The organism is Vibrio sp. 10N.247.310.23 (assembly GCF_041467155.1).
Taxonomy (GTDB): domain Bacteria; phylum Pseudomonadota; class Gammaproteobacteria; order Enterobacterales; family Vibrionaceae; genus Vibrio; species Vibrio crassostreae_C.
On sequence record NZ_JBFSTZ010000008.1, the window covers coordinates 52,033 to 76,953 of the forward strand.

Genomic DNA, 24,921 nt, shown 5'->3' on the forward strand with positions numbered 1-24,921 from the left:
TAACTAAAAAATGATAACGGTTTAGTTATTCAATTGTAAATAGTTTCTCCGCGATCTGAGCAAACAAAATGATATTCTTACCTCTGTCCCACACTTATCGAATTTCAACACGATAATTCGTTATACTTTGCTCACACTTTTTCGCTACTCGCCATTTTATGTCATTACTTCCCATCGATGCTTATCAAAACGTATTCCACGAACAAATCGCTAATTCTCACCTTGTCGTAGAGGCGGAAACCGGATCAGGTAAATCAACGCGCCTGCCACTTTGGGCTTCTCAGCATGGACGAGTGTTAGTGGTGGAGCCAAGACGCATCGCGTGTACATCACTGGCTAAATATCTCGCGCAGCGATCAGGCGAGAAGTTGGGTAGCAAAGTGGGCTATGCGATTAAGCTTGAGTCGGAATACAACGAGCAAACTAACGTTGTTTTTGTGACGCCCGGTATCGCGCTGCGTTGGTTATCAGAAGATGGATTAGCTAGTTTTGATGTGATCGTGGTGGATGAGTTTCACGAGAGGCGCTGGGACATTGATCTGCTGGTGGCGATTCTGAAACAAAAAGCGAGCCATCGTTTGGTGATCACTTCAGCAACCATTGAGGGTGAACGCCTTGCTCATTATTTGGATGCGAATCGCATAAGCTGTGAAGGGCGAACCTATCAAGTTGAGATTGAGCACAGAGCGAATGAATCCAGAACACTGCCTGATATCCGACATCTAGAGCAGCGTATCGTGGAAGAAGTTAATCATCAGTTGATCGCTTCTTCTGGCTATATGTTGGTTTTTCTACCGGGTAAAAAAGAGATCGTGCAATGCGAACAAGCCTTAGCGAAAAATCCAGATATCCAAGTTGTTAAATTGCATGCGTCGGTCAGTGATACAGAGCGAGATTCAGCGTTATCGGGTCGGAATATCCATACTGAAGGTAATGGTTTGAGAAAGGTCATCCTTGCGACCAACGTTGCAGAAACCTCATTAACCATTCCTGACATTGGCGTGGTGATAGATTCAGGATTAGAGAGACGCACCGTTCAGCGTAATGGCAGAGCCACACTGATGCTTAAATCCATATCACGAGCGAGTGCCAAACAGCGAGCTGGCCGCGCGGGTAGGGTAATGGATGGCGTTTGCGTGCGTCTATATGGTGAACATGCGGCGTTAGAGTTAGTCACACCGCCTGAATTGCAGCGTGAAGAGCTGACTGAACCTATGTTGGCCGCAGCATGTTGTGGATCTCCGCTTGAGAGCTTGTCCTTCCTTGACCCTATTCCAGAGAAATCACTCAACAGTGCAACTCAAACCTTGCTGACGATGGAAGCGATTAACGCCGACCATCAAGTTACCGAGCATGGTAAAAAGCTGTATCCGTTGCCGATTGATGCTTTGTATGCCGATATCGTTACTCGAATCAAAACCAAAGCATTAAAAGAGGCGATGGTTGATCTCACTGCGGCGCTGTCCGTTCCTGCTCGCTTGTATCAGTTACCAAACAATGCAGAACATCTTGAAGCGCTCGCGCAACAAGAGAAGGAAGGGTGTGATTTAAGCCTGTTGATTCAGATTGTGCGCGGTCGAGAATATCCGCATTTAGACATCGACCAACAGGCTCTGAATGAAGCTCAAGGATTGGCGAAGCAAATGCGGGAGGTATTTGAACTTCCTCAGCTAGAAGTCGCGTCACGTTTCCAACGCATTGAATTGCTCAAGACCATTGTGAATCTGCATCCTGAACTGGTGTTTGTGCGCCGACTGAAAAGGAAAGAAGCCTTTGCCAATGGTGTTTTAGAAGTGGTGCTCGGTCGTCAGAACCGTTTCCCTGATAATGCACAAGCGATGTTGGTGTTGGATACTCACAGCTTGCCGGGAAGAGGCGTTAAGCAAACACTGACCTTAGCGACGGTCACGACACCCATTCCTCTTGAGCTTCTCATTGATGCTGAACTAGGAGAGTGGGAGCAAGGCGAAACCGTTGTGAATGATGATGGTGTTTTTACCGAGATGGCATTGGTGTACGCAGGCCGCACGATTACAACCAAACTCGTCGCCGCTGAAGGGCAACTATCGTTAAAACCTATCGTCGACCTTGTGTTAAATGGAGAGCAGCTTCCCGGTTTTGCAAAGGCTCGCACTCAAGAAATCAAACACTGGCAGTTGTATGTGAAACTTGGTCTCGATGAACAAACTAAATACACACCAGAAATTGAGAACATTAACTTTGAGTTATGGTTTATAGAGCAGCTTGAAGTACTAGGTGTTACTGATGTCAGCGAATTGGAAATGTTCGATCATGCAGACATACCGTTCGATGGCATTCCAACTTGGCTCTACTCAGAATTTTCGGAAAAATACCCGTTTGCATTGAGCCTTGCCGACTTGCAACTCGATGTTGAATACTTGCCCGCAAGAAAGCTGATTTACGTCCATTATCAGTCGGGTAGCCGAAAGTTATCGCCAAAACGTTGGGAGCTACCGACATGGTCTGGTTGGCGTATTCAGTTCAAAAAAGCGAGTCGAATAATTGATATCAAATAGATGGATAAGTTTTATCTCTAAAATATTAATCAAATAGATGCATATATGATTTTTCAGTGCTTATTTTGTTACAAGTTTGATTTTTATATTCCTTTTTAACCAATCAAAAGGTCATAAAAGACTATTCTTCTATATCCTATTGCTATAAAGAAAGAGTTGATAGATATTGAGTATATTGTGTTGCCAAAGTGTCGGGGGACATCATGGATAAACAGGAAGAGACGCGTGTAGAGTTCGATTACACAACATTTCTTGGCGCCTCATGCAGTAAAAAATGGACTTTTCTGGAAGCACTCACCACAATTGCGCCAGTGTTCAGTACCGTCTGGCGAGATAGCATTAAAGAGCTGGGCACCCCAGAGGATCGTTTATGGCAGATGGCATTGAAATCAATGTCGACGCGTAAAAGTGATGAGTCGAACATTGTTACCTTACTCAAGCTCGCTAAGCTGGAAGGGATCAATGAGCTCAAAGTGGTGATGCCATATTCACTTGAAGAAGAGCAGATCGAGTATATTGAATCGCGCAGTCATTTAGTGATTGCGGGTAATTCTGGAGAAGAGTTCACGATTAAGCTGTAACTTCAGCTCGCCTATAATCTCTCTCGAGGAATAGTAAAAACGTACACGTAAAAAGGGCCTCAAATATTGAGGCCCTTTTAGTATCTAAAACTTGAGTCTACGAGCTTATTAGCTTTCGAGCTTTTTATTTTGAGATTAAGCAATTAGCAATTAAGCGACTAGTCGATTAGACCATAGTCAGCGCGCAGTACATCGATGATCTCTTGCTTAGGATTTTCGCTCAGTACGATCTCCGCACCTGTGATTTTCGCTGCGATATCAAGGTAAGTGCGAGACAGAGACATTAGAGAATCCAGTGGAAGTTCATTGTCACGAGCCAATGCTTCACGTTCTGGCATACGCTCTTTATTCAAAAGAATGTCGGCATCAGGGAAGTAGTTAAGCAAGAACTGACGGAAGCCTTCTTTTGAATTCTCAACGATGTTGCCGTTGTTATATTCCTGAGTATCCCAAATGCGAGATGAATCTGGAGTACCGACTTCGTCCATGTAGATAAGCTTTTCTTTGCCTTGAGCATCGTTGACGTAGCCAAACTCAAATTTGGTATCAACAAAGGTTTGGTCTACTTTTGCTAGCGCTTGGCTGATTACGTTGAAGCCTTCTTTAAGAAGTTTTTCGTAATGCGCGATGTCGCTTGCTTGAGTAAAGTTGAATGCTGCGAAGTTATCTTCGATGTTGTTGCGTGTGATGTTCACATCGTCAGCTTCTGGAACGCCAGGAATACCTTTCAGAATCCCTTTTGTTGAAGGCGTGATCAGTAGCTCAGGCAACTTCTTGTCTTTCTCAAGGCCTTCAGGCATCTCGATACCACAGAATTCACGTTCGCCGTTTGCGTATGCACGCCACATTGAACCAGTGATGTATTGACGACAAATCGCTTCGATCATGACTGGGCGAGCTTTTTGTACAATCCATACGAACGGGTGAGGGATATCAAGAATATGACTGTCAGCAAGTCCGTTGTCTTTAAACAATTTAAACCAGTGGTTAGAGATAGCATTCAGAGCCGCTCCCTTACCTGGAACACCTTTAAGATTCCCTTCACCACGCCAGATACAATCAAATGCAGAGATACGGTCACTGATCACCATGATTGCTAAAGGCGCATCTGGTGCTACATCGTAGCCTTTCTCTTTAATTAGTCGTTGGCTATCTTCTTCAGTTAACCAGTAGACCGAACGAACCTTGCCACTGTGGACAGGTTTATCAGTACGGATTGGTAGGTCATCATTTACGGCAAGAACTTGATCAGCAAGGCTCATTTAGACATTCCTATCTTTTATCAAACGTCATACAGAGAAGTGCGGTGTGCACATGATTAGACGGGCATTATACCCAATCTACTATTTGCTTCCAGAGAAAAAGCAAACGTTTGCTAAATCTGTTGTTTAAATAAAAACCCCCGCCTAACAATCCGCTAAAAAATGGGCGAATTGTAGGGCAGGGGAAGGCAGTATGTTTGGACTGTGTTTTGGCGAATTGTTTCTTAAGTTAAATTAAGTTTGTTAGCTAAAAGATTAAGCTATGTTTGTGGACCATGTTTTTGAGCCAAAATGTTATTAAGCCAACATGTTATTAAGCAAGGTGGCTTAGTGAATACGCTCTGAATTTGCATCCATAAAGAAGACTTCACATTGAAAGCGTAACCCTAATGTTCTTAGGTACTGTTGGCTGAACTGATCAATCGATGCACTTGCAACAATCGCGCTCGCATTCTTAGAGCGGATTGCTTTCTCGACAGTCTCTACCTCAGTCATTTGATGAGAGGCTTTCATATGAATAACGCGGTCGCAGCAAACATTATGTTGCTTAAGCTGCTTAGCCGATGGTCTTGGTGTTTGAGCCGTAAACAGTAACCACTGATGTTGATTGGACAGCAACGCCATTCTTGCAAACAACGCTTCCTCGTTTGAATTTTTGCTTTTACGAGAAACTGATGTAAATGCGCAGTGAACTAGCGGGCTAGAGTGTTGTGCTTTAACGTGTGCTTGAATCATTTTGCTGTCCTTATATACATGCTGTATGTGTATACAGTAGTTTTAGTTACTTATAAGGTCAAGCGTTTTTTGCGGGATTATTGGACGATTTCGTCTGAGGTTATGGATGGTAAATGATTAAACCATTGAAAGTATTCGATAAATTAAATTTGAATGAATCTGCTGTTTTGTATCATAAGTTGAATAAATGTGAGCTTTATACAGGTGTATACACTGGTTTTTGCAGAAAAGTACTGTATATACCTGTATAGAAGAGAGAACAAAGAAGAAAGAAGAAAGAAGATCTAAAACCACAGGCACAAAAAAAGCGCCTTAGGCGCTTTCTTATATTTCACGGTGTTGCTTATCTCAATGTCGCTTGGGAGAGTTTTGCTCTCATTTCCATTTCACCAATATTGAACTGGCGAACATCAATGGTTGCAATATCATTGCACTCGTTACATGCATGATGACACTTACCATCTAGGTAGTCGTGCTTTTTAACTAGGCTTGGCTTTTTGCACCAATCACAAACGCCTTCTATTGTGAACATATTCTCTCCTCACCTGTTTAAGTCAGGTGTATTTTCGGCGCAAATTATGACACAAGTAAGACCCATTAGTTAATAGTTTGTTACCCATTTTTGAGAGGGGGATCGATTGCAACACCAATAAAATCGATATCTTTGAGATCTAGGAAAATGAAGATGTGTGTTTGTTTACGATTTTGTAACATTTTGTAAAATGGTTTTTAGCGCATTGTTCAAACGTTTCATTTCTTCGTCACATCCGTGACCATCTGGATGGTAGATCTTTGATAGCTGTTTGTATCGGATCTTGATGCTTTTCTGGTCGGGGATTGAGCTAGGTGTGTAGCCAAATAGCGCGCAGGCCACCTGCAAATTACTCAGACCTTTGCTGTTTTTCTGCTTCTTCAATTCGTGGAACATAGTGTTCAGCTGGCGTTTTTGCTGCTTAATCGTAAGGTCCTTCGAGCTAAGCTGCGCTTCAAGTGATTGTTGTTGCTGTCGCGAATCACCCGACTTTAGAGCTTGTCTTTTTCTTGAGATAACGAGCGTCGCAATAATGCTGATGATTGAAATCAACACGGCCAACGCAGCACCAATCATATAGTCAGAGCTAGTTAGGTTAGAACTGGAGAGGTTAGAACTGGAGAGGTTAGAACTGGAGAGGTTAGAGCGTGATGCTTGGTTAGATTGAACGTGCTTAGATACCCCCTGACTGGTGTCTATTTCAGAGTCGATGCTGTCATCGAGCTGTTCTATTGAAGAGATCTGTTTTGCACGTTGCTGGTTGAATTGTGCTTCCAAAATGCGGTTGTAGCCCTCTTCTGCTTGTGGATTATCTTTTAAGGCTGCTTCATACCATAGCTGCGCTTTATCTAATGGTTGAAGGAGGTCTTGTGCTAGCGAGGATTCGTAGAGTTTTGCTACCTCGATAGGTGCGCGCTGGTTACCTTGCAACGCCGCTTTAATAAACCATTCCAAAGCAAGCTTGTTACTTTGTTCAACACCTGTACCTGCCAAGTACCATTCACCCAGTCTAAATTGCGCGTTTGGGTTGCCGTTTTCTGCTGACTGCGTGTACCAATACAATGCATCACTGGTGCTAACAGGAACGTCGACACCCGATTCATAAGCTTGAGCCAATTGGTATTGAGAAACTGGATCTTGAGGTTGTGATTCTAGTGAAAATTCATCACTGCTTGCTGCGTGCACGAAATGTGTGGTGGACAACGGTATCGTGGAAAAGATGAGGGCTAGAAATAGAGCTCTAAGAAATGATGAGGGGGGAAAATTGGACACGATAAACAATGGGACCTCATAGTTAAGTCTAATACGATATGTGGTTGTCAATTAAGTCGTATCTTCTTCGGCGAGTGATACGACTAAAGTAATCACTATCAATACCCTAAGCCAATGTGCATCGGCTCTATGATTTAGTTATCTTTTTAGCTGCCTGGGTACCGCCAACTGGTCGATTAACAGACAATTTACGACCTTTCTTCAAACCAACTTCATAATCGGCGGTGAGGTTTTTCATCGCTTCTCTCAGTTGCTGTTTGAACGTTTCACGGTCGATATTTTTGAATTCTTTATCAATGTAATTATTGATCTTGTTGTTTGATTCGTCGTCTGGGGTAATAGTTGGTAGCTTTTCAAGCGCACCTTCAACCCAGCCTGAAACAAACGAGTTCACGCGGCGTGTCACTTCTAAGGACCCTGTGCCAGAGCCAGCAAAGCTATTTCTGAATTGGCCGGTGTGTTCATTCAGTTCACGATAAATGATATCGAAAGCGAACGCTGCGAAGATCGCGCGGTCGGCTTCACCAATGAACTCAACACGCTTGAGGCCTTTATGATTCAGCAATACGGCTTCTACGCCAAATTTGGTGTTGATACCGCGAATAACACGCAGCAGTGTAGAACTGATATTTGCAGGTAACAGGTGACTGGACTGAGTTTTCCCCATCTTGATAAATTCAATATCGTCTTTTTCGAGACCATATTTCAGCATCAAGTTATGCGCCATTTTTATCGCATTGGCAGCTTCATTGACGTTCGCAGAATTTCCAAGCTCAAGACACTTGGCAATTTTCTTTAGGGCTTTTTTCTTATCCATCGACAATTTAATCAGTACCGCAAATTTTTAAAAGTCCAACATTTTACATGTTTTCGCGGGTAACAGAAAGGCAAAACTGGTTTGATGAACAAGGAAGGCGGTGAACATTGAACTGCATGAGCCCAGTTGGCGGTAAAAACAAAAACGCCATCAAGCGTATTGATGGCGTTAGTGACACGTTTTTTCAATATGTCTAGAGCATTCGTAAACTAGATACCCAGTTCATCGAGTAGATCTGCCGCAGAATCATTGCCAGAGCTTTGAGCTGGCTTGTTCGCTTCTTGCATTTTTTTCTGAGTCGCCTCAAGAATGCTATCTGGACATTCGTCTTCTGCGATTTCAAATTCTTCTAATTGAATGAACTCAGTCTTATCCATCGCAAGCTCAAGGTAGAAGATGTTGTTATTAGCGGTAGAGAAGGTCACACGACGAGCTTGTGGACGGTCGAGATTGGTATCAACAGAAAGGTTAACTTGCTTGTTCAGAGCCAGCATTTTCGGTTGGTTTTGTGTGATGTTGGTTTGCAGCTCTTTGCGGATTTTATTGGTGAAATCGCCAACTAATTGGTTCATCAACTCACCCAATACATCACCCACTTCGTCTGAAGTATGAAGCACAGCAAGCTCGTTTTCAGGCATGCCCATATTGCGCATGTAATTGGTGTAGATCTCTAGCGCTGCTTTGGACGTAAAATTAATAACAACGAGACCAGAAAAGCCGCCGTCAAACAGAACGAAGCAACCAAAATCTGGCTTTAGGCTTGTCTTGTTGATCTTTTGAACCATGGCTGAATAGGACACCTGAGAAGCCGTCGCTGAAGTCAGTACGCTTGAGACTGATTGGCATAGTTTAAGAAGGATATCTTCAGTTGTGACTGTTTTGTTTTTTTTCATTGTGATGTGCTCGTGGAGATGCCTTAAACAAAATGTTATTCAGTATATTGTTACTGAATTAAGACGAAAGTGACTATTTCTCCATTCTTGCACTGAGATTCTGATTTGATCACCTTTTTATATGATCTGAATAGTAGTAAAGTGACGAAATTCAAAGAAAATTATTAAAAATCTCAGATAACCCAATGCTGATAGGATCAGCGAAGTAGGGGCAGGAAGCAAATGTTACCAAGACTTCAACTCAATGCTGATGTCGATCCAGTTGTCGTACGCTTTTTAGATGAACTAAAAACAGCGGGCTTTACTGGCGACATTGAATCTCAATATTCTAGCCGTTTGGCTGTGGCGACTGATAATAGTGTCTATCAGCAATTGCCGCAGGCGGTCATCCTTCCTAAAACAACGCAAGACGTTGTGCTTATCGGTAAAGTGGTTTCTAAATCCGCTTACGAACGCGTGACTTTTTCCCCTCGTGGCGGCGGTACCGGAACCAACGGACAATCTTTAACAAAAGGTGTCGTGGTTGACCTGTCGCGATACATGAATAAGGTTCTTGAGATTAACGAGAAAGAGGGCTGGGTAAGAGTTCAGTCTGGTGTCGTTAAAGATCAATTGAACGACGCTGTTCGCCCTTATGGTTACTTTTTCTCTCCAGACCTTTCTACCAGTAACCGAGCAACCTTGGGTGGCATGATCAATACCGATGCTTCGGGCCAAGGGTCATTGAAGTACGGCAAAACGTCTGACCATGTATTGTCGCTGCAAGCGGTGTTCGCAGATGGTTCATGTCTAGAATCTGATTTATCACACGGCTTACCTGTAGAGGGTGAATTCGCTCACCATGCACTTGCGGTGACAGAGGCGGTTTGTCGAGACAAACGCGCTCAAATCTTAGATAAATTCCCTCCGCTGAATCGCTTCTTAACAGGCTATGACCTAAAGAATGCAATCAACGAACAAGATGACAGCTTTGACCTAACTCGCGTTCTATGTGGCGCTGAAGGTTCTTTAGCATTCATCACGGAAGCAAAGTTAAACCTAACCAAGATTCCAAAAGCGCGCACACTGGTTAACGTGAAATACAACACGTTTGATTCTGCGCTGCGTAATGCGCCGTTCATGGTGGAAGCGAAAGCACTGTCTGTTGAAACGGTAGATTCAAGAGTATTGAACCTAGCGAAGCAAGACATCGTTTGGCACACCGTGAGCGATTTGCTGACTGATGTTCCGAACAAAGAGATGCTTGGCATCAACATGGTTGAGTTTGCAGGCCAAGATGAAGCGGAAGTTGAACAGCAAGTTCAAGCGCTGACTGCACGCCTTGAAACCATGCTTGAAAGCGAAGAAGCCGGCGTGATTGGTTTTCAAGTTTGTAGCGATTTGGCGAGCATTGGCCGAATCTACAACATGCGTAAGAAAGCAGTGGGTCTGTTAGGTGCGGCGAAAGGCCGAGCTAAGCCAGTCGCTTTTGCTGAAGATACTTGTGTACCACCAGAAAACCTCGCGGATTTCATCTCTGAATTTAGAGTGTTACTCGATTCAAAAGAGTTGAATTACGGCATGTTTGGTCACGTTGACGCGGGCGTACTGCACGTTCGTCCAGCATTGGATCTGTGTGACCCGATGCAAGAAGCATTGATGCATGAAGTCTCTGATGAAGTGGTTAAGCTGGTGGCGAAATACGGCGGTTTAATGTGGGGCGAGCACGGTAAAGGTTTCCGTTCTGAGTATGGCCCAGACTTCTTTGGTGAAGAGCTGTTTACCGAATTAAGACGTATTAAAGCAGCATTCGACCCGCACAACAAGATGAACCCAGGCAAGATCTGTACGCCTTTAGAAAGTGACGCTGAATTGGTGAAAGTCACCGATACCAAGCGTGGTTTCTACGACCGTCAGATCGACGTACAAGTTCGTGACAGCTTCAAGCAAGCAATGGAATGTAACGGTAACGGCTTGTGTTTCAACTACGATACTAGCTCGCCAATGTGTCCTTCAATGAAAGTTACGGCTGACCGACGTCACTCACCCAAAGGCCGCGCAGGCTTGGTAAGAGAGTGGTTGCGTCAACTGACTGAACAAGGCGTTGATATTCTCGACCTTGAGCAAGAAGCGTTGAAAGACAACACACCCGTTAAGACTATGATTGAGCGTGTTCGCAATACGATGAACAAACGCCATGAGTACGATTTCTCGCATGAAGTTCATGAGGCGATGAACGGTTGTTTGGCGTGTAAAGCGTGTGCGAGTCAATGTCCGATCAAAGTCGATGTACCAAGTTTCCGTTCTCGATTCTTGAACATCTACTACTCGCGTTACCAGCGCCCTGCAAAAGATTATCTAGTTGCCAACATTGAAACCATGCTGCCGCTGATGGCGAAAGCGCCAAAAGTAGTCAACGCTGCATTGGGTCAAAAGTGGATCCAAACGGCAACAGCTAAAACGGTCGGTTATGTTGATGCACCATTGATGTCGGTGCCTACGCTCAAAAATCGTCTAGCGAGTAAAGAGCTGCAACTCTTCGATTTACAGTATTTAGAAGGCTTGTCTTCTGAACAGAAGAAACAGCATGTGCTGATCGTTCAAGACCCGTTTACCAGCTTCTATGATGCCGAGGTGATTGAAGACTTCGTCACTCTGGCTCAAAAACTTGGCAAAACTCCGGTACTGCTGCCGTTCAAACCGAATGGTAAAGCGTTGCACATCAAGGGCTTCTTAAATCGTTTTGCACGTGAGGCGAAATCGACTTCGGATTTCTTGTCGATGGTGGCGGATATCGGAATTCCTTTGGTCGGTGTTGATCCTGCTCTTGTGCTTTGTTACCGCGATGAATACGTCGAGATCTTAGGTGACAAGCGCGGCGACTTTGATGTACTTACTGTGCATGAATGGTTAATGCCATCGCTAGGTGAGTTCGAAGCACGCTCAGCAAGTGAAGATATGTGGTACTTGTTTGCTCACTGTACTGAGAAAACCAAAATGCCGAACGCTGAAAAAGAGTGGGGTACTATCTTCAAACACTTTGGGGCGGCGTTAACCAGCGTTCCTGTCGGCTGTTGTGGTATGGCGGGAACTTTCGGCCACGAAGTCGATAAGCTACAAATGTCGAAAGACATATATGGTTTAAGCTGGAAGCCTCAAATGCAGGACTTACCAAAAGATCGTTGCTTGGTGACGGGCTATTCTTGCCGCAGCCAAGTGAAGCGTTTTGAAGGTGAGAAGCTTGCTCACCCATTACAGGCGCTAGCAAAAATTCTCTAATACATTTAGCCCAGCAATTGCTGGGCTTTTTTCTAAACTAACAAAGGAATGTTAATAAGGAAAAGTATGAAATTTCTAGAATTAAAAGTACCACCCGTTGCACTGTTCATTATTGTATTCGTAGCATCATACTTCTGCGCTCAGCAGTTGAGCCAAGGGACACTGGCATTACCTTATGGAATGGTTGTTTTAGGTATCGGAGTCGCATTGAGTGGTGTGGTTGGATTAGCCGGTATATGGGAATTTCGAAAACAGAAAACCACCGTTAACCCGATCAAAGTCGAAACCGCTTCAGCCGTCGTGGACAGTGGAATTTTTGGTTACACGCGAAACCCAATGTACTTAGGGTTGTTCATCCTGCTATTTTGCTTTGGCTACTTCTTCCAGAATATCTTCAGTGTACTACTTAGCTTTGGCTTCGTAATCTACATGAATTACTTCCAAATCAAACCCGAAGAGCGAGCACTAGAACAATTATTCGGCGCAGAATATGTTGATTACAAACAAAAGGTTAGACGCTGGATTTAGTGATGATTTGAGTGCTGGCTTAGTAATCGAAATAAAAAAGCCCAGCTTGAGATTATCAAGCTGGGCTTTATTGATCTTGTTCTAGAGCTAATTAAGCAGCGGCTGTGAACTGAGCTAGAAACATCTCTTTGCGTTCGTTGAAGCGGTTTACTAGGTCGTCTACAGAAGCTTGGTCGTATGGCTTAAGGCCACTTGCTACCATACGCTTCACGCCTTTACCTACTACTTCGCCGTCTTCTTTGAAATCGAAGTTCAGGGTCACGATGCCACGTTTGCCTTCAACATCAAAAGTCGCGCCAGAGAATTCAACTTCTGGGTGAGACAGGTCTAGGCGAGTAAATTCAACTTCCATGCTCTCGTAAATCACTAGAGGACGTTGGCAGTTGATCATCATTTGTTGTTCTTCCATAAGAGGAACCATGATGTGTGGGAAGTTCATGCCAGAGAACTTAACGTAGTTTGTTACTACGTGCTCGATGAATGCTTGATCATGGCTCTTCTCACTTTCACAAGACATGTGTAGGTACTCTTTACCATTTGCATCGATAAGTGAGCTCTCTTTTTCACACTTGTTGTCAACGCTTAACGCAATACCGTTACCAACCATACCTGAAAAATCAAAACGCATTTTTTGGCTGATGCCTTCTTTTTGCAGAAGTACTGCAAATAAAAGATCGCCAGGTACACAGAAGCGCTTGTTGTCTTCATCGTGAATCGGGTTGAAATCGCCAGCTACTTTTTTAGCAAAGTGGCTTGCTTGTTCACGAGTGAATTGAAATTGATTGTCTTCAGTAGAAAAGTAAGGTGTCAGAAACATAGTATCGCTATTAGTCATCAAATCTGGGGTGGATTATAGCTAACTAACTTCGTTCTAATGGTCTATCCAGTTAACTTTGCTTATATATCAGTCAATTAGATAAATACGTTAGATGGTATATGACGATTTGAAGGGAAATGTGGCCTTTGGCTCAATGCAACAAGGGCTAATCGATAGCCCTTGTTTATATGACACTCTAATGGGTGTTGTTTAGAATGTTTTTGCTTTAAAAGCTACACAAAGTGCCTTCTGGCATTAGGTGATTATGAACGGATAATTTGAGCAATAAGTTCGCTTGTTCAATATCCGGTGCAAAATATCTGTCTTTGTCGTAGAAGCTGACTTTTTCACGCAAAATCTGTTTCGCTTCTTCCACACGAGGAGAGGATAGATTCGGAGCACGGAAATCGAGCCCTTGTGCTGCTGCTAAATATTCTACTGCTAATATCCCACGGGTGTTTTCAGCCATGTATCTAAGTCTACGAGCGGCAAAGGTAGCCATTGATACGTGATCTTCTTGGTTTGCCGATGTTGGAAGGCTGTCTACTGAAGCTGGGTGTGCCAGTGTTTTATTCTCGCTTGCCAGAGCAGCAGACGTTACTTGAGCAATCATAAAGCCTGAGTTAACGCCGCCGTTATCGACTAAGAAAGGTGGAAGTTTGCTTAGTGCGCTATCAATCAGCAGTGCCATTCTTCGTTCAGAAAGGCTACCAATTTCTGCAATCGCAAGTGCTAGGTTATCCGCTGCCATTGCCACAGGTTCTGCGTGGAAGTTACCACCTGAAATAATGTCGCCGTCTTCAGCAAATACCAGTGGGTTATCCGATACCGAGTTCGCTTCAACGTTTAACGTTTCTGCTGAATTACGAATTTGCTGTAAACAGGCACCCATCACTTGAGGCTGACAGCGCAACGAGTAAGGGTCTTGAACCTTTTCACAGCAAGTGTGTGATTCACCAATCTCACTCTTTTGATCAAGCATATGGCGATAAGCAAGCGCGGCATCCATTTGACCACGATGACCACGAACGCGATGAATTCGAGGGTCAAACGGACGACGACTACCCAGTGCAGCTTCAACAGACATTGCACCACATACGGTTGCAGACGCAAACAAGTCTTCCGCTGCGAACAGACCTTCTAATGCAAAGGCAGTCGATGCTTGTGTGCCGTTTAACAGCGCTAAGCCTTCTTTCGGCGCAAGTGTGATTGGTTCAAGACCTGCGATCTGCATTGCTTCTAAGCCAGTGATGATCTTGCCGTTGTGGCGTGCTTGGCCTTCACCTAGCAGAACGGTACTCATGTGGGCGAGGGGAGCAAGATCTCCAGATGCGCCTACTGATCCTTTTTGTGGAACACACGGGTAAACCTGCGCGTTCACAAGATCGATAAGAGCGTTAATCACTTTGAGGCGGATACCAGAGTAACCGCGAGACAAGCTGTTAATCTTCAATACCATCATCAAGCGTACGGTTTCATCAGACATGAACTTGCCAATGCCCGCAGCGTGAGAAAGTACGATACTTTTCTGTAGAACTTCGAGATCTTCAGGCGCAATCTTGGTGTTTGCTAATAAGCCAAAACCCGTGTTGATGCCATACACAGTGCGGTCTTCAGCAATCACTTGTTCGACAACTTGCATGCTCGCTTCGATATCCGGGATTGCTGCAGGATCGAGTGATAAGTTCACAGGGCTACGGCTGATTTTTCGAAGTTCAGATAGGCCAAGAAGTCCTGGCTTAAGTAATAAGTTCAACATGTTCTCTCCAGACATTAAAGGCGACGAAGTTCTTCGTTTAGCATAGGTAAATCAAGCTTCTGCTCTTTGGCACATTGCTTGGCAATATCGTAACCTGCATCAGCATGACGCATAACGCCGGTTGCTGGGTCATTGTGAAGTACGCGAGCAATACGCTGTGATGCATCTTCACTGCCGTCACAACAAATCACCATGCCTGAGTGTTGCGAGAAGCCCATACCAACGCCACCACCGTGGTGCAAAGAAACCCAAGTTGCGCCGCCCGCTGTGTTCAGAAGGGCATTCAATAGAGGCCAATCTGATACGGCATCTGATCCATCCATCATGCCTTCTGTTTCGCGGTTCGGGCTTGCTACTGAACCTGAATCTAGGTGGTCACGACCGATAACAACTGGTGCTTTCAGTTCGCCATTTTTCACCATTTCATTGAATGCTTGGCCTAAGCGTTCACGATCTTTCAAGCCAACCCAACAAATACGCGCTGGCAGGCCTTGGAACTGAATGCGTTCACGCGCCATATCTAGCCAGTTATGTAGATGTGGGTTGTCTGGAATCAGTTCTTTTACTTTTTGGTCTGTTTTGTAGATGTCTTCTGGGTCACCAGATAGTGCCGCCCAACGGAAAGGACCAATACCTTCGCAGAATAAAGGTCGAATATAAGCCGGAACGAAACCTGGGAAATCAAACGCGTTTTCTACGCCTTCTTCCAGTGCCATTTGGCGAATGTTATTACCGTAATCCACGGTCGCTGCGCCGCGGTATTGCAGGTCTAACATCGCTTGTACTTGAATCGCCATAGATTGCTTAGCGGCTTTCACCACTTTTGCTTCATCAATGGAGCGCTCTTGTGCGGCTTTCTCCATCGTCCAACCTTGCGGCAAGTAGCCGTTAAGAGGATCGTGGGCAGAGGTTTGGTCAGTCACCACATCAGGTGTGATATTGCGTTCAACTAACTCTGGGAAGACGTCTGCGGCGTTACCTAATAAGCCAACAGAGATTGGCGTGTCTGACTCTTTAATCATTGCCATCGCTTCATCTAAGCTGGTGGCTTTTTTGTCTACATAGCCAGTACGCAAGCGGTAGTCGATTCGTGATTCATCACACTCCACTGCGATCATTGAGAAGCCAGCCATCGTTGCAGCAAGAGGTTGAGCGCCGCCCATTCCACCAAGACCGCCCGTTAGAACCCACTTGCCGTTTGCTTCACCTTGGAAGTGCTTCTTCGCGATAGCGACAAAGGTTTCGTAAGTACCTTGAACGATGCCTTGTGAACCAATGTAGATCCAGCTGCCCGCGGTCATTTGGCCGTACATCATCAAGCCTTCTTTATCGAGCTCGTTGAAGTGTTCCCAGTTCGCCCAGTGTGGAACAAGGTTCGAGTTAGCGATCAGTACGCGAGGTGCGTTTTTATGAGTCGGGAACACGCCCACAGGTTTACCGGATTGAACAAGTAACGTTTGGTCGTCCTCTAAACGCTCTAATACTTCAACAATTTTGTCATAACATTTCCAATCACGTGCCGCGCGACCAATACCGCCATACACAACCAGTGCATGTGGGTGTTCTGCCACATCAGGGTCTAGGTTGTTCATCAGCATACGCAGTGGTGCTTCTGTTAACCAAGATTTAGCGCGCAAAGTGGTGCCGTGAGGTGCGCGAATTTCGCGAGTCGTGTCGAGACGAGGGTCACTGTTGTGGTGTTCCGTCATTTTGGAATTCCTTCTGTTTCACGTTATATCGTTGTAGTTGTAGTTGTAGTTATCGGTATCGGTATAGCTGGATTAGTCGCTGGCCATTGCACTGGCAATATCCCAACATAAACGAGCCGCTAATCGAGCCGTTTGGCCATCGACGTCGTAGTCTGGGTTGTATTCCGCTATGTCCGCGATAATGAGTTTTTCACTGTGTTGGAAAATCTGTTCTAGAAAAGGAGCAAGCGCTTCATAGCTCACGCCTCTTGCCGCTGGTGCACTTACGCCCGGCGCAGTAGCTGCGGGGAAAACATCGAGATCAATGGTGAGATAGAGATAATCACACTCAACGATGAATTTTTGTAACTTGATCAGTTGAGCGACTTGATTCACTTGGGTCATGTTGCGGTCGTGTTCATACCACACGCCCAGTTGGTCAGCTTTGTTAAACAGCGCTTTGGTATTGTTGGCGGCACTCACACCAAGACAAGCGTAATGAAACGGCCATTGATGTGCGTGGCAGTAATCACTGATCTGGTTAAAAGGCGTGCCGGAGCTCGGTTTAACATCGGTGATGTCGCTTTCAAATTCACGAAGATCAAAGTGAGCATCAAAATTAACGATGCCGATCTTAGGATTGTGTTCTGATTGAATTTTATTTAGGTGCTCAGCGAGACCTTGGAACGTTGCCCAAGCCACCTCGTGACCACCGCCAAGGGTAATCACTTTGTTGGTTGCTAAGGCATTGGCAATCACAGAAGCACACTGTTTTTGGCTGACTTCTAATTGACCATCATTGCACTCGATATCACCAAGATCGGCGATGTGTGCGTCACTGTGCCAAGCCATATTCGCCAACGCTTGGCGTATCAAGTTAGGTGCTTGTTTCGCGCCCACGCGTCCTTTATTTCTTGCAACACCGGCATCGCTGGCAAAGCCTACCAAGGCGATATCACCGTCAGTCAGCTTGTCACTTAACTCACTACTTTGCACTTGCTTGGTAATGTGATGAACGCGAGTACCGAGTGCGCCATCTTCAAGATCATTACGTCCGGTCCACACAAAGTTATGCACGGTTGTTGCGTTCTCTTGGATACCGTTGGATTTAGATTGAGTCATGACACACCTCGCCATTAACAATGCGTTTATGCAGGTGAGGAACACCGACTTGATAGCTTAGATCTGCAGGGTGGTCGATGTTCCAGATAGCCAAATCTGCGGCATAACCGATTTCGACTTTGCCTTTGGTTTGTGACTTACCAATGGCAGCCGCCGCGTTACAAGTTACACCGCGTAGCGCTTCTTCAGGCGTCGTACCAAACAGGGTGCAGCTCATGTTCATCATCAGCGTTAAGTCTGCAAAGGGAGATGTGCCGGGGTTTAGGTCGGTCGCGATCGCCATTGGAATGTTGTGTTCACGAAGTAGGGCAACGGGCGGTTGTTGAGTCTCTTTAAGGAAATAGAATGCACCGGGTAGCAAGGTGGCAACTGTGCCTGATTCAGCCAGCGCTTTGACTCCGGTTTCATCAAGGTATTCAACATGGTCGACAGAGAGTGCGCCGTATTTAGCTGCGAGCGCGCTGCCACCCATATTAGAAAGCTGTTCTGTGTGGCCTTTAATCGCGAGCCCGTGTTCTTTGGCTGCGGCAAATACACGTTCGGTTTGTTCTAGGTTGAAGCCGATAGATTCGCAGAACACGTCAACTGCATCGGCAAGCCCTTGCTCTGCAGCTTTAGGAATGATCTCTTGGCAAACCAGATCTATGTAACGATCTGGTTGTTCTTTGTATTCTGGCGGTACTGCGTGTGCTGCAAGGAGAGTGGTAGTGATCTTAATTCGGCGATGATTTTCTAACGCTTTAGCTGCACGTAACATCTTGAGTTCGTCTTCAAGTGTTAAACCATAGCCCGATTTTACTTCGATGCTGGTTACGCCACTTCTTAGCAGGCCATCGAGTCTAGGTAGTGCCATTTCAACCAGTTCAGACTCTTGCGCTGCGCGTGTTGCAGTGACTGTCGCAAGAATCCCGCCGCCTTGTTTGGCGATGTCGGTGTAAGAGATACCATTCAAACGCTGTTCAAATTCGTTGGCGCGATTGCCTGCAAATACGAGGTGAGTGTGGCAATCAATCAGACCTGGGGTAACGAGCTTGTTTTTGCAATCATAGGTGATGTAATCCGCAGAGTTATCAGTGCTCGGTTGTTCTACCTCATAAGCATGAGCCTCATGGTTTGAACAAGAGATAGACACGATCTTACCGTCTTCGATAACGATATCTTGAGGGGAAGAGGGCTGATAACCGTCGGCTCCCGAACTCATGGAGACCACTCGTGCGTTTTTGAGGATCAAATTCATAATCACCTAGATCTTTGCTAAATATTAAATGTATATACAAATAAATAGGCTAAACGCTGACCCGAATCAAGTTGATGTTGCAAAAATGTGATCGGCGATCAGGATGATGTTCTTTAATCTAGAAGTATCTTGGAGCTTAATTTGTACTTAGAGCCAGGATGGTAGAGCAATGCAAAGCTGATGAGGCGTTCTTTGCTCCATGTTCTTCTATTCAAAAGTAGGCAAGGTTCTGATTCAGATAGCTTTAGTGACGTTCTGATTTGAGAGTCAGGAATAATGGCTTCAACCGTGTGCTCGATTGCACTCAACGGGCAGCTTTTTGAAAGGTATTCATTGGGTGTAGAGGTTGAAAAGTCTTGCTCTAGGTATTTTGGTGCGGCTTGCGAGTTCACCCAGCGCGCTTCCAATTGAATCGGTGTGTTGTCAGCAAAGTGGATGATTTCACTATAGAATACTTCGGCATTGATCATCACACCTAACCGTGTCGCGGTGCTTTCATCTGCCTTGATGCTCTTGTGCTTGATAACCTGGCTAGCATACGTTTGACCTCGGTCTTTGATCTCTTGTGCGATGTTGTTGATATCAAGCAGCGGAGATTGCGCTTTTTCGTCTGGTTCACAAACAAAAGTACCTAGCCTTGGCTTCCTGATGAGTTTGCCTTCAGACACAAGATCTCGAATGGCTTTATTGACCGTCATTCGACTCACATTGAACTGCTCTGTGAGTTCGAGTTCTGTGGTTATCTGGTAACCCACTGGCCAGTGACCACTGTTGATATTATCGTCTATGAACTGTTTTATCTGAAGGTAGAGCGGCGCTTTCGACATAATGAAACCTTATTTGACTATACAAATAGAGTAACGGAATTTTTCACGATTTCAACATTTCCTCGGGCAATGTGACCTTATTCAACATAGATGGGGCAAATTGCTTGATTCTGTGAGGCAAGTGTCGCAAATTGTCACGTAATAACTATTCGTAAATCAGATGATTAGAAAGGGAAATAATATGTTTAAGAAATTAAAGGCCTCGTTGGGCATCGGTGCAGCAAAGGTTGATACTGTCTTAGATAATATTGAAGTTTTCCAAGGTGGAGAGTTGTCTGGCAATGTTCACATTGTTGGTGGCGACGTTGAGCAACAAATCGACTTGATTAACTTGGTTCTCAACACAGAAGTAAAAGTAGAAACGGAAGACAGTACCAGCTACGAAACCTTTTCACTGGGTCGTATTCAAGCGGTAGAGCCTTTCGTTATCCAACCGGGCGAAACCAAACTGGTTCCATTCCGACTTAAGTTAAATGATGAAACGCCAGTCACCGCGTTGAACGCACAAATGAACCAATGCCATGTGTGGGTTGAAACCAACCTAGATATCGGCTTTGCGATTGATCCTAAAGACCGTGACTTTATCTCCGTTCATCCACTGCCAACAGTCGCTAAAATTATCCAAGGTGTGGAAGCATCGGGCATGGCAATGGTGAAAGCAGACGTAGAGAAGGGCTTCTTAAAAGGCAACAGCTTTGCTTCTCGCTCTGGCTGTTACCAAGAGATTGAATTTCGCAGCGGCGGCTTTATGAATAACAAAGAGATCGAGCTGTCATTCATCGTAGATGGCTCTATGGTTCACTGCCTAGCAGAAATCGACCGCTCAATGAGCTTCCGCGGCGACCAATACATCTCATTCAGCTTACCTGCTAATGCGGCCGACTCAGACATTCGCAACGCTGTATCAAGAATCATGAGTGCGTAGTTCCCTTTCTGTTAGTAGTCGCTTTTTCTATTAATAGAGACAAGACAGTACGATTTCTATAGCCGAACTTATCCGTTCGGCTTTTTTGTATTGTAGATAAAGCCAACGAATTACTGATTGAACTATGGGTTAGGCGTTAGAAGGATCTAAATAGAAGAGACATTTCAGTCATATAGTTTTGTGGTGCTGCGGGACTAACATTGTCATTTCATATTATTTCGTTACAATGTTCGGCTACTCACAGATGTGGCATCTGTATTTGCTTCTATGTGGGTATATTTATTATGCATATATCCCCAATCAGCGTACTCGTTGATTGAAAGACATATATTAAACATTTTCATGTGTTGCTTGGTGTGCAACACCACTGTAAAGGACAAATAATGCCAATTATTACTCTTCCTGACGGTAGTCAGCGTCAATTTGACAACCCTGTATCAACTCTAGATGTTGCCCTATCAATCGGTCCTGGTCTTGCGAAAGCTACCATTGCTGGTCGTGTAGACGGCGAGCGTGTTGATGCTTGTGATCTTATCGAAAACGATGCAAGCCTAGAAATCATCACAGCTAAAGATGAAGTTGATGGCCTTGAAATCGTTCGTCACTCTTGTGCTCACCTTTTAGGCCACGCGGTTAAGCAGCTTTTTCCAGAAGCGAAAATGGCGATCGGTCCTACTATCGATAACGGTTTCTACTACGATATCGATCTTGAGCACTCTCTAACGCAAGACGATCTAGAAAAGATCGAAAAGCGCATGAAAGAGCTAGCGAAGACCAAATACCAGGTTGTTAAGAAGAAAGTTAGCTGGCAGGAAGCGCGCGACGCATTCGAAGCTCGCGGCGAGACTTACAAGATTGAAATCTTGGACGAGAACGTTTCTAAAGATGATCGTCCAGGCCTGTACCATCACGAAGAATACATCGATATGTGTCGTGGTCCACACGTGCCTAACATGAGCTTCTGCCAGCACTTCACTCTACTTAACGTAGCGGGTGCATACTGGCGTGGTAACAGTGACAACAAGATGCTTCAACGTATCTACGGCACTGCATTCCACGACAAGAAGGCACTTAAAGCTCACCTTGTGCGCCTAGAAGAAGCGGCTAAACGTGACCACCGTAAAATCGGTAAAGCGCTTGACCTATTCCACATGCAGCAAGAAGCACCAGGCATGGTGTTCTGGCACCACAACGGTTGGACTATCTTCCGTGAGCTAGAAGTATTTATTCGTCAAAAACTGACTGAGTACGATTACCAAGAAGTTAAAGGCCCATTAATGATGGACCGTGTTCTTTGGGAACGCTCTGGTCACTGGGATAAGTACGCTGAAGCGATGTTCACTACTTCTTCAGAGAACCGTGAATACGCTATCAAGCCAATGAACTGTCCTGGTCACGTTCAAATCTTCAACCAAGGTTTGAAATCTTACCGTGATCTACCGCTACGTATGGCTGAGTTCGGCTCATGTCACCGTAACGAGCCGTCTGGCGCACTTCACGGCATTATGCGTGTTCGTGGCTTCACTCAAGATGATGCTCACGTATTCTGTACTGAAGACCAAGTTCAACAAGAAGTTAAAGCTTGTATTGAAATGGTTTACGATACTTACACAACTTTCGGCTTCGAAAGCATCGTTGTTAAGCTATCTACTCGTCCAGAACAGCGTGTAGGTTCAGACGAAATGTGGGACCGTGCAGAGGCTGACCTTAAGCAAGCGCTAGAGGCAATGGACATTGCATACGAGATTCAAGAAGGCGAGGGTGCGTTCTACGGACCTAAGATTGAATTTACTTTGCATGATTGTTTGGACCGCGCTTGGCAATGTGGTACAGTGCAGCTCGATTTTGCATTACCAGAACGTTTAGGTGCTACTTACGTAGGTGAAGATAACGAGCGTCACACGCCAGTTATGATCCACCGCGCGATTTTAGGTTCACTAGAACGCTTCATTGGTATTCTTATTGAAGAATACGCTGGCTTCTTCCCAACGTGGTTGGCGCCAGAACAAGCAGTTGTAATGGGCATTACAGACAAACAGTCTGAATATGTACAAGAAATTACGAAAAAACTGCAAAAAAGTGGATTTAGAGTCAAAGCAGACTTGAGAAATGAGAAGATTGGCTTTAAAATCCGCGAACATACTTTGAAACGTGTACCGTTCATGCTTGTGTGTGGTGACCAAGAAATGGAAGCCGGCGAAATTGCAGTACGTACACGTAAAGGTAAGGACCTTGGCAAATTTAAAGTGGATGACTTTATTTCATACATCCAAGCCGAGGTTTCAAGCCGTAAGCTCAATCTGGAGGAATAGCTATTAAAGGCGGAAGACGTGGCCAACAACCGGCCAAACAAAACCAGCACCGTTTAAACGGTGACATTCGTGGCGTTCGTGAAGTGCGTCTAACTGGCGCAGACGGCGAAGCTGTTGGTGTAGTATCAATCGCTGAAGCGATGGAAGCTGCAAATGAAGCTGGTATGGATCTTGTAGAGATCAGCCCTAACGCCGAGCCGCCAGTTTGTCGTGTGATGGACTACGGTAAGTTCCTCTTCGAGAAGAGCAAAGCTGCGAAAGAGCAGAAGAAGAAGCAAAAGCAGGTTCAGATCAAGGAAATTAAATTCCGACCTGGAACTGATATTGGAGACTATCAGGTAAAACTACGCAACCTGACTGGTTTCCTAGAAGACGGCAACAAAGTGAAGGTAACAATTCGCTTCCGTGGCCGCGAAATGGCTCACCAAGAAATCGGTGTTGACGTTCTTAATCGTTTGAAAGCGGATACTGAAGAATTTGCAGTAGTCGAATCTTTCCCAACGAGAATTGAAGGTCGCCAGATGATCATGGTGTTGGCCCCTAAAAAGAAGTAATTAACGGCTTTGCAAGTAATTGAACCCTGCAGCCTCAGGTTGCGGGGTTTTATTCGCCCTAATTACTATGTTATTAACAACTCAACAATGCGGAGTTATTCATCATGCCTAAGATGAAAACCAACAAAGGTGCTGCTAAGCGTTTCCAGAAAACTGCTGGTGGTATTAAGTTTAAGCACGCTGGTAAACGTCACATCCTGACTAAGCGTACTACTAAGAACAAGCGTCAGCTACGTCCGAACTCGATCCTTCCTAAATGTGAAGTTGCTCAAGTTCTACGTATGATGCCATACGCTTAATTCTTTTTAGTTTATAAATTCGTTTAGTTTAGGAGAAGCATAATGCCTCGCGTAAAACGTGGTGTACAAGCTCGTGCACGTCATAAGAAAGTTCTAAAACAAGCTAAAGGTTACTACGGAGCACGTTCACGTGTTTACCGCGTAGCTTTCCAAGCAGTTACCAAAGCTGGTCAATACGCTTACCGTGACCGTCGCAACAAGAAACGTCAATTCCGTCAACTTTGGATTGCACGTATCAACGCGGCATCTCGTCAAAATGGTCTATCTTACAGCCGTTTCATCAATGGCCTAAAGAAAGCATCTATCGAGATCGACCGTAAGATTCTTGCTGACATCGCAGTATTCGACAAAGCAGCATTTGCTGTTCTAGTTGAAAAAGCGAAAGCATCTCTATAATTTAGAGTTAGCTTAAAGGTTTAAGAAAAGGAGAACTTCGGTTCTCCTTTTTTATTGCCTGTAATTTGGCTTTGCCATACTCTCTCGCATCTCGCATCTCGCATCTCGCATCTCGCATCTCGCATCTCGCATCTCGCATCCCGCACCTAATTTTTATTCGCTTGAACACGCATTCTGGTATATAAACATTTACCTAACCTTTAAATGTAAAGCGACCGAAATAAATGACCGCACCGACCACTATGACGTTCTTCGAACGTTTTGAAACTGACATCCTATCTGGCAAGAAGACGATTACTATTCGTGATGAATCTGAGCGAGACTACCAGCCAGGCAGTGTTGTGGAAGTATCGACGCTAGAGCAAGACCGTGTGTTCTGTAATCTTAAGATCATCAGCGTTGAGCCAATTTTGTTTGATGACTTAGGTGAGTTCCATGCTCAGCAAGAGAACATGACGCTGCAAGTACTGAAAGACGTGATTCAAGATATCTACCCGGGTATCTCTCAACTGTATGTGGTTTCTTACGAGCTTGTGTAGCCCGCTTTAAATAGAATTTGTTGATCAATAC

At 44.9% G+C, this 24,921-nt stretch carries 21 protein-coding genes and 2 pseudogenes; 10 read left to right on the forward strand and 13 right to left on the reverse strand.

Annotated features, from left to right (window positions below):
• Positions 1-158: 158 nt before the first annotated feature.
• Both AB6D93_RS08205 and AB6D93_RS08210 read left to right on the forward strand, forming a co-directional pair.
• Entirely contained in the window at positions 159-2,537 is a 2,379-nt protein-coding gene (locus tag AB6D93_RS08205) for a helicase-related protein (RefSeq protein WP_102332098.1), read from the forward strand.
• A gap of 203 nt (positions 2,538-2,740) precedes the next feature.
• Entirely contained in the window at positions 2,741-3,118 is a 378-nt protein-coding gene (locus tag AB6D93_RS08210) for a hypothetical protein (RefSeq protein WP_017059766.1), read from the forward strand.
• Positions 3,119-3,276: 158 nt separating this feature from the next.
• Here AB6D93_RS08210 and AB6D93_RS08215 read toward each other — a convergent pair whose 3' ends face one another.
• From AB6D93_RS08215 to AB6D93_RS08245, 7 genes and pseudogenes are all read right to left on the reverse strand, one after another.
• A complete protein-coding gene (locus tag AB6D93_RS08215; RefSeq protein WP_017055177.1) occupies positions 3,277-4,380 on the reverse strand; it encodes a phosphoribosylaminoimidazolesuccinocarboxamide synthase in 1,104 nt (367 codons plus the stop codon).
• 327 nt (positions 4,381-4,707) lie between these two features.
• Entirely contained in the window at positions 4,708-5,115 is a 408-nt protein-coding gene (locus AB6D93_RS08220; protein ID WP_017055178.1) for a SulA-like leucine-rich domain-containing protein, read from the reverse strand.
• 343 nt (positions 5,116-5,458) lie between these two features.
• The gene (locus AB6D93_RS08225) at positions 5,459-5,647 is read right to left on the reverse strand and encodes a hypothetical protein (RefSeq protein ID WP_017059767.1); all 189 of its coding nucleotides are present in this window, start codon (positions 5,645-5,647) and stop codon (positions 5,459-5,461) included.
• Positions 5,648-5,812: 165 nt separating this feature from the next.
• Positions 5,813-6,250: pseudogene (locus AB6D93_RS08230) on the reverse strand (hypothetical protein); the annotation flags it as partial.
• A gap of 110 nt (positions 6,251-6,360) precedes the next feature.
• Positions 6,361-6,928: pseudogene (locus AB6D93_RS08235) on the reverse strand (tetratricopeptide repeat protein); the annotation flags it as partial.
• 118 nt (positions 6,929-7,046) lie between these two features.
• Positions 7,047-7,736 (reverse strand): DUF2786 domain-containing protein, encoded by a 690-nt coding sequence (locus AB6D93_RS08240; RefSeq protein ID WP_017059769.1) that lies wholly within the window; start codon positions 7,734-7,736, stop codon positions 7,047-7,049.
• A gap of 209 nt (positions 7,737-7,945) precedes the next feature.
• Complete coding sequence (locus AB6D93_RS08245) at positions 7,946-8,629, reverse strand: DUF3334 family protein (protein ID WP_017059770.1); 684 nt, start codon at positions 8,627-8,629, stop codon at positions 7,946-7,948.
• Positions 8,630-8,851: 222 nt separating this feature from the next.
• On the opposite strand from AB6D93_RS08245, the gene AB6D93_RS08250 reads away from it, so the two are divergent.
• Together AB6D93_RS08250 and AB6D93_RS08255 are read left to right on the forward strand one after the other, a co-directional pair.
• Positions 8,852-11,887, forward strand: a complete 3,036-nt coding sequence (locus AB6D93_RS08250; protein WP_102332100.1) for an FAD-binding and (Fe-S)-binding domain-containing protein — start codon at positions 8,852-8,854, stop codon at positions 11,885-11,887.
• Positions 11,888-11,953: 66 nt separating this feature from the next.
• Positions 11,954-12,415: an isoprenylcysteine carboxylmethyltransferase family protein gene (locus AB6D93_RS08255; protein ID WP_102332101.1), complete on the forward strand. Its 462-nt coding sequence runs from the start codon at positions 11,954-11,956 to the stop codon at positions 12,413-12,415.
• Between the two features lie 91 nt (positions 12,416-12,506).
• Here the strand turns inward: AB6D93_RS08255 and AB6D93_RS08260 are convergent, their stop codons facing one another.
• From AB6D93_RS08260 to hutC, 6 genes are all read right to left on the reverse strand, one after another.
• Positions 12,507-13,232, reverse strand: a complete 726-nt coding sequence (locus tag AB6D93_RS08260) for a DUF3581 domain-containing protein (protein ID WP_102332102.1) — start codon at positions 13,230-13,232, stop codon at positions 12,507-12,509.
• A gap of 226 nt (positions 13,233-13,458) precedes the next feature.
• Complete coding sequence (gene hutH / locus AB6D93_RS08265; RefSeq protein ID WP_102332103.1) at positions 13,459-14,991, reverse strand: histidine ammonia-lyase; 1,533 nt, start codon at positions 14,989-14,991, stop codon at positions 13,459-13,461.
• A 14-nt stretch (positions 14,992-15,005) separates the two neighbouring features.
• Positions 15,006-16,700 (reverse strand): urocanate hydratase, encoded by a 1,695-nt coding sequence (gene hutU, locus AB6D93_RS08270; RefSeq protein WP_017063597.1) that lies wholly within the window; start codon positions 16,698-16,700, stop codon positions 15,006-15,008.
• A gap of 72 nt (positions 16,701-16,772) precedes the next feature.
• Positions 16,773-17,801 carry a formimidoylglutamase gene (hutG, locus tag AB6D93_RS08275; protein ID WP_102332104.1) on the reverse strand — a complete coding sequence of 343 codons (1,029 nt, stop codon included), beginning with the start codon at positions 17,799-17,801 and terminating at the stop codon, positions 16,773-16,775.
• On the reverse strand, positions 17,788-19,038 hold the full coding sequence (hutI, locus tag AB6D93_RS08280) for an imidazolonepropionase (protein WP_102332105.1): 1,251 nt from the start codon (positions 19,036-19,038) through the stop codon (positions 17,788-17,790). The genes hutG and hutI overlap by 14 nt, the downstream gene beginning before the upstream one ends.
• Before the next feature lie 113 nt (positions 19,039-19,151).
• Positions 19,152-19,865 (reverse strand): histidine utilization repressor, encoded by a 714-nt coding sequence (gene hutC, locus AB6D93_RS08285; protein WP_017063600.1) that lies wholly within the window; start codon positions 19,863-19,865, stop codon positions 19,152-19,154.
• Positions 19,866-20,046: 181 nt separating this feature from the next.
• Here hutC and AB6D93_RS08290 point away from each other — a divergent pair, with 181 nt between their 5' ends.
• The 6 genes from AB6D93_RS08290 (at position 20,047) to yqfB (ending at position 24,890) form a co-directional block, all read left to right on the forward strand.
• On the forward strand, positions 20,047-20,790 hold the full coding sequence (locus AB6D93_RS08290) for a sporulation protein (protein ID WP_017063601.1): 744 nt from the start codon (positions 20,047-20,049) through the stop codon (positions 20,788-20,790).
• Positions 20,791-21,173: 383 nt separating this feature from the next.
• The gene (thrS, locus tag AB6D93_RS08295; protein WP_017059786.1) at positions 21,174-23,102 is read left to right on the forward strand and encodes a threonine--tRNA ligase; all 1,929 of its coding nucleotides are present in this window, start codon (positions 21,174-21,176) and stop codon (positions 23,100-23,102) included.
• Positions 23,103-23,104: 2 nt separating this feature from the next.
• The gene (infC, locus tag AB6D93_RS08300) at positions 23,105-23,656 is read left to right on the forward strand and encodes a translation initiation factor IF-3 (protein WP_076654893.1); all 552 of its coding nucleotides are present in this window, start codon (positions 23,105-23,107) and stop codon (positions 23,654-23,656) included.
• A gap of 104 nt (positions 23,657-23,760) precedes the next feature.
• The gene (gene rpmI / locus AB6D93_RS08305; RefSeq protein ID WP_004738430.1) at positions 23,761-23,955 is read left to right on the forward strand and encodes a 50S ribosomal protein L35; all 195 of its coding nucleotides are present in this window, start codon (positions 23,761-23,763) and stop codon (positions 23,953-23,955) included.
• 42 nt (positions 23,956-23,997) lie between these two features.
• Positions 23,998-24,351 (forward strand): 50S ribosomal protein L20, encoded by a 354-nt coding sequence (gene rplT / locus AB6D93_RS08310; RefSeq protein ID WP_004733517.1) that lies wholly within the window; start codon positions 23,998-24,000, stop codon positions 24,349-24,351.
• Positions 24,352-24,575: 224 nt separating this feature from the next.
• Entirely contained in the window at positions 24,576-24,890 is a 315-nt protein-coding gene (gene yqfB, locus AB6D93_RS08315; RefSeq protein ID WP_017063603.1) for a N(4)-acetylcytidine aminohydrolase, read from the forward strand.
• The last annotated feature ends 31 nt before the right edge of the window (positions 24,891-24,921 follow it).

Excerpts from the sequence above, each read along its gene's own strand:
- AB6D93_RS08205 (WP_102332098.1), top strand. The coding sequence starts at position 159 with ATGTCATTACTTCCCATCGATGCTTATCAAAACGTATTCCACGAACAA.
- AB6D93_RS08210 (WP_017059766.1), top strand. The coding sequence starts at position 2,741 with ATGGATAAACAGGAAGAGACGCGTGTAGAGTTCGATTACACAACATTT.
- AB6D93_RS08215 (WP_017055177.1), bottom strand. The coding sequence starts at position 4,380 with ATGAGCCTTGCTGATCAAGTTCTTGCCGTAAATGATGACCTACCAATC.
- AB6D93_RS08220 (WP_017055178.1), bottom strand. The coding sequence starts at position 5,115 with ATGATTCAAGCACACGTTAAAGCACAACACTCTAGCCCGCTAGTTCAC.
- AB6D93_RS08225 (WP_017059767.1), bottom strand. The coding sequence starts at position 5,647 with ATGTTCACAATAGAAGGCGTTTGTGATTGGTGCAAAAAGCCAAGCCTA.
- AB6D93_RS08240 (WP_017059769.1), bottom strand. The coding sequence starts at position 7,736 with ATGGATAAGAAAAAAGCCCTAAAGAAAATTGCCAAGTGTCTTGAGCTT.
- AB6D93_RS08245 (WP_017059770.1), bottom strand. The coding sequence starts at position 8,629 with ATGAAAAAAAACAAAACAGTCACAACTGAAGATATCCTTCTTAAACTA.
- AB6D93_RS08250 (WP_102332100.1), top strand. The coding sequence starts at position 8,852 with ATGTTACCAAGACTTCAACTCAATGCTGATGTCGATCCAGTTGTCGTA.
- AB6D93_RS08255 (WP_102332101.1), top strand. The coding sequence starts at position 11,954 with ATGAAATTTCTAGAATTAAAAGTACCACCCGTTGCACTGTTCATTATT.
- AB6D93_RS08260 (WP_102332102.1), bottom strand. The coding sequence starts at position 13,232 with ATGTTTCTGACACCTTACTTTTCTACTGAAGACAATCAATTTCAATTC.
- hutH (WP_102332103.1), bottom strand. The coding sequence starts at position 14,991 with ATGTTGAACTTATTACTTAAGCCAGGACTTCTTGGCCTATCTGAACTT.
- hutU (WP_017063597.1), bottom strand. The coding sequence starts at position 16,700 with ATGACGGAACACCACAACAGTGACCCTCGTCTCGACACGACTCGCGAA.
- hutG (WP_102332104.1), bottom strand. The coding sequence starts at position 17,801 with ATGACTCAATCTAAATCCAACGGTATCCAAGAGAACGCAACAACCGTG.
- hutI (WP_102332105.1), bottom strand. The coding sequence starts at position 19,038 with ATGAATTTGATCCTCAAAAACGCACGAGTGGTCTCCATGAGTTCGGGA.
- hutC (WP_017063600.1), bottom strand. The coding sequence starts at position 19,865 with ATGTCGAAAGCGCCGCTCTACCTTCAGATAAAACAGTTCATAGACGAT.
- AB6D93_RS08290 (WP_017063601.1), top strand. The coding sequence starts at position 20,047 with ATGTTTAAGAAATTAAAGGCCTCGTTGGGCATCGGTGCAGCAAAGGTT.
- thrS (WP_017059786.1), top strand. The coding sequence starts at position 21,174 with ATGCCAATTATTACTCTTCCTGACGGTAGTCAGCGTCAATTTGACAAC.
- rpmI (WP_004738430.1), top strand. The coding sequence starts at position 23,761 with ATGCCTAAGATGAAAACCAACAAAGGTGCTGCTAAGCGTTTCCAGAAA.
- rplT (WP_004733517.1), top strand. The coding sequence starts at position 23,998 with ATGCCTCGCGTAAAACGTGGTGTACAAGCTCGTGCACGTCATAAGAAA.
- yqfB (WP_017063603.1), top strand. The coding sequence starts at position 24,576 with ATGACCGCACCGACCACTATGACGTTCTTCGAACGTTTTGAAACTGAC.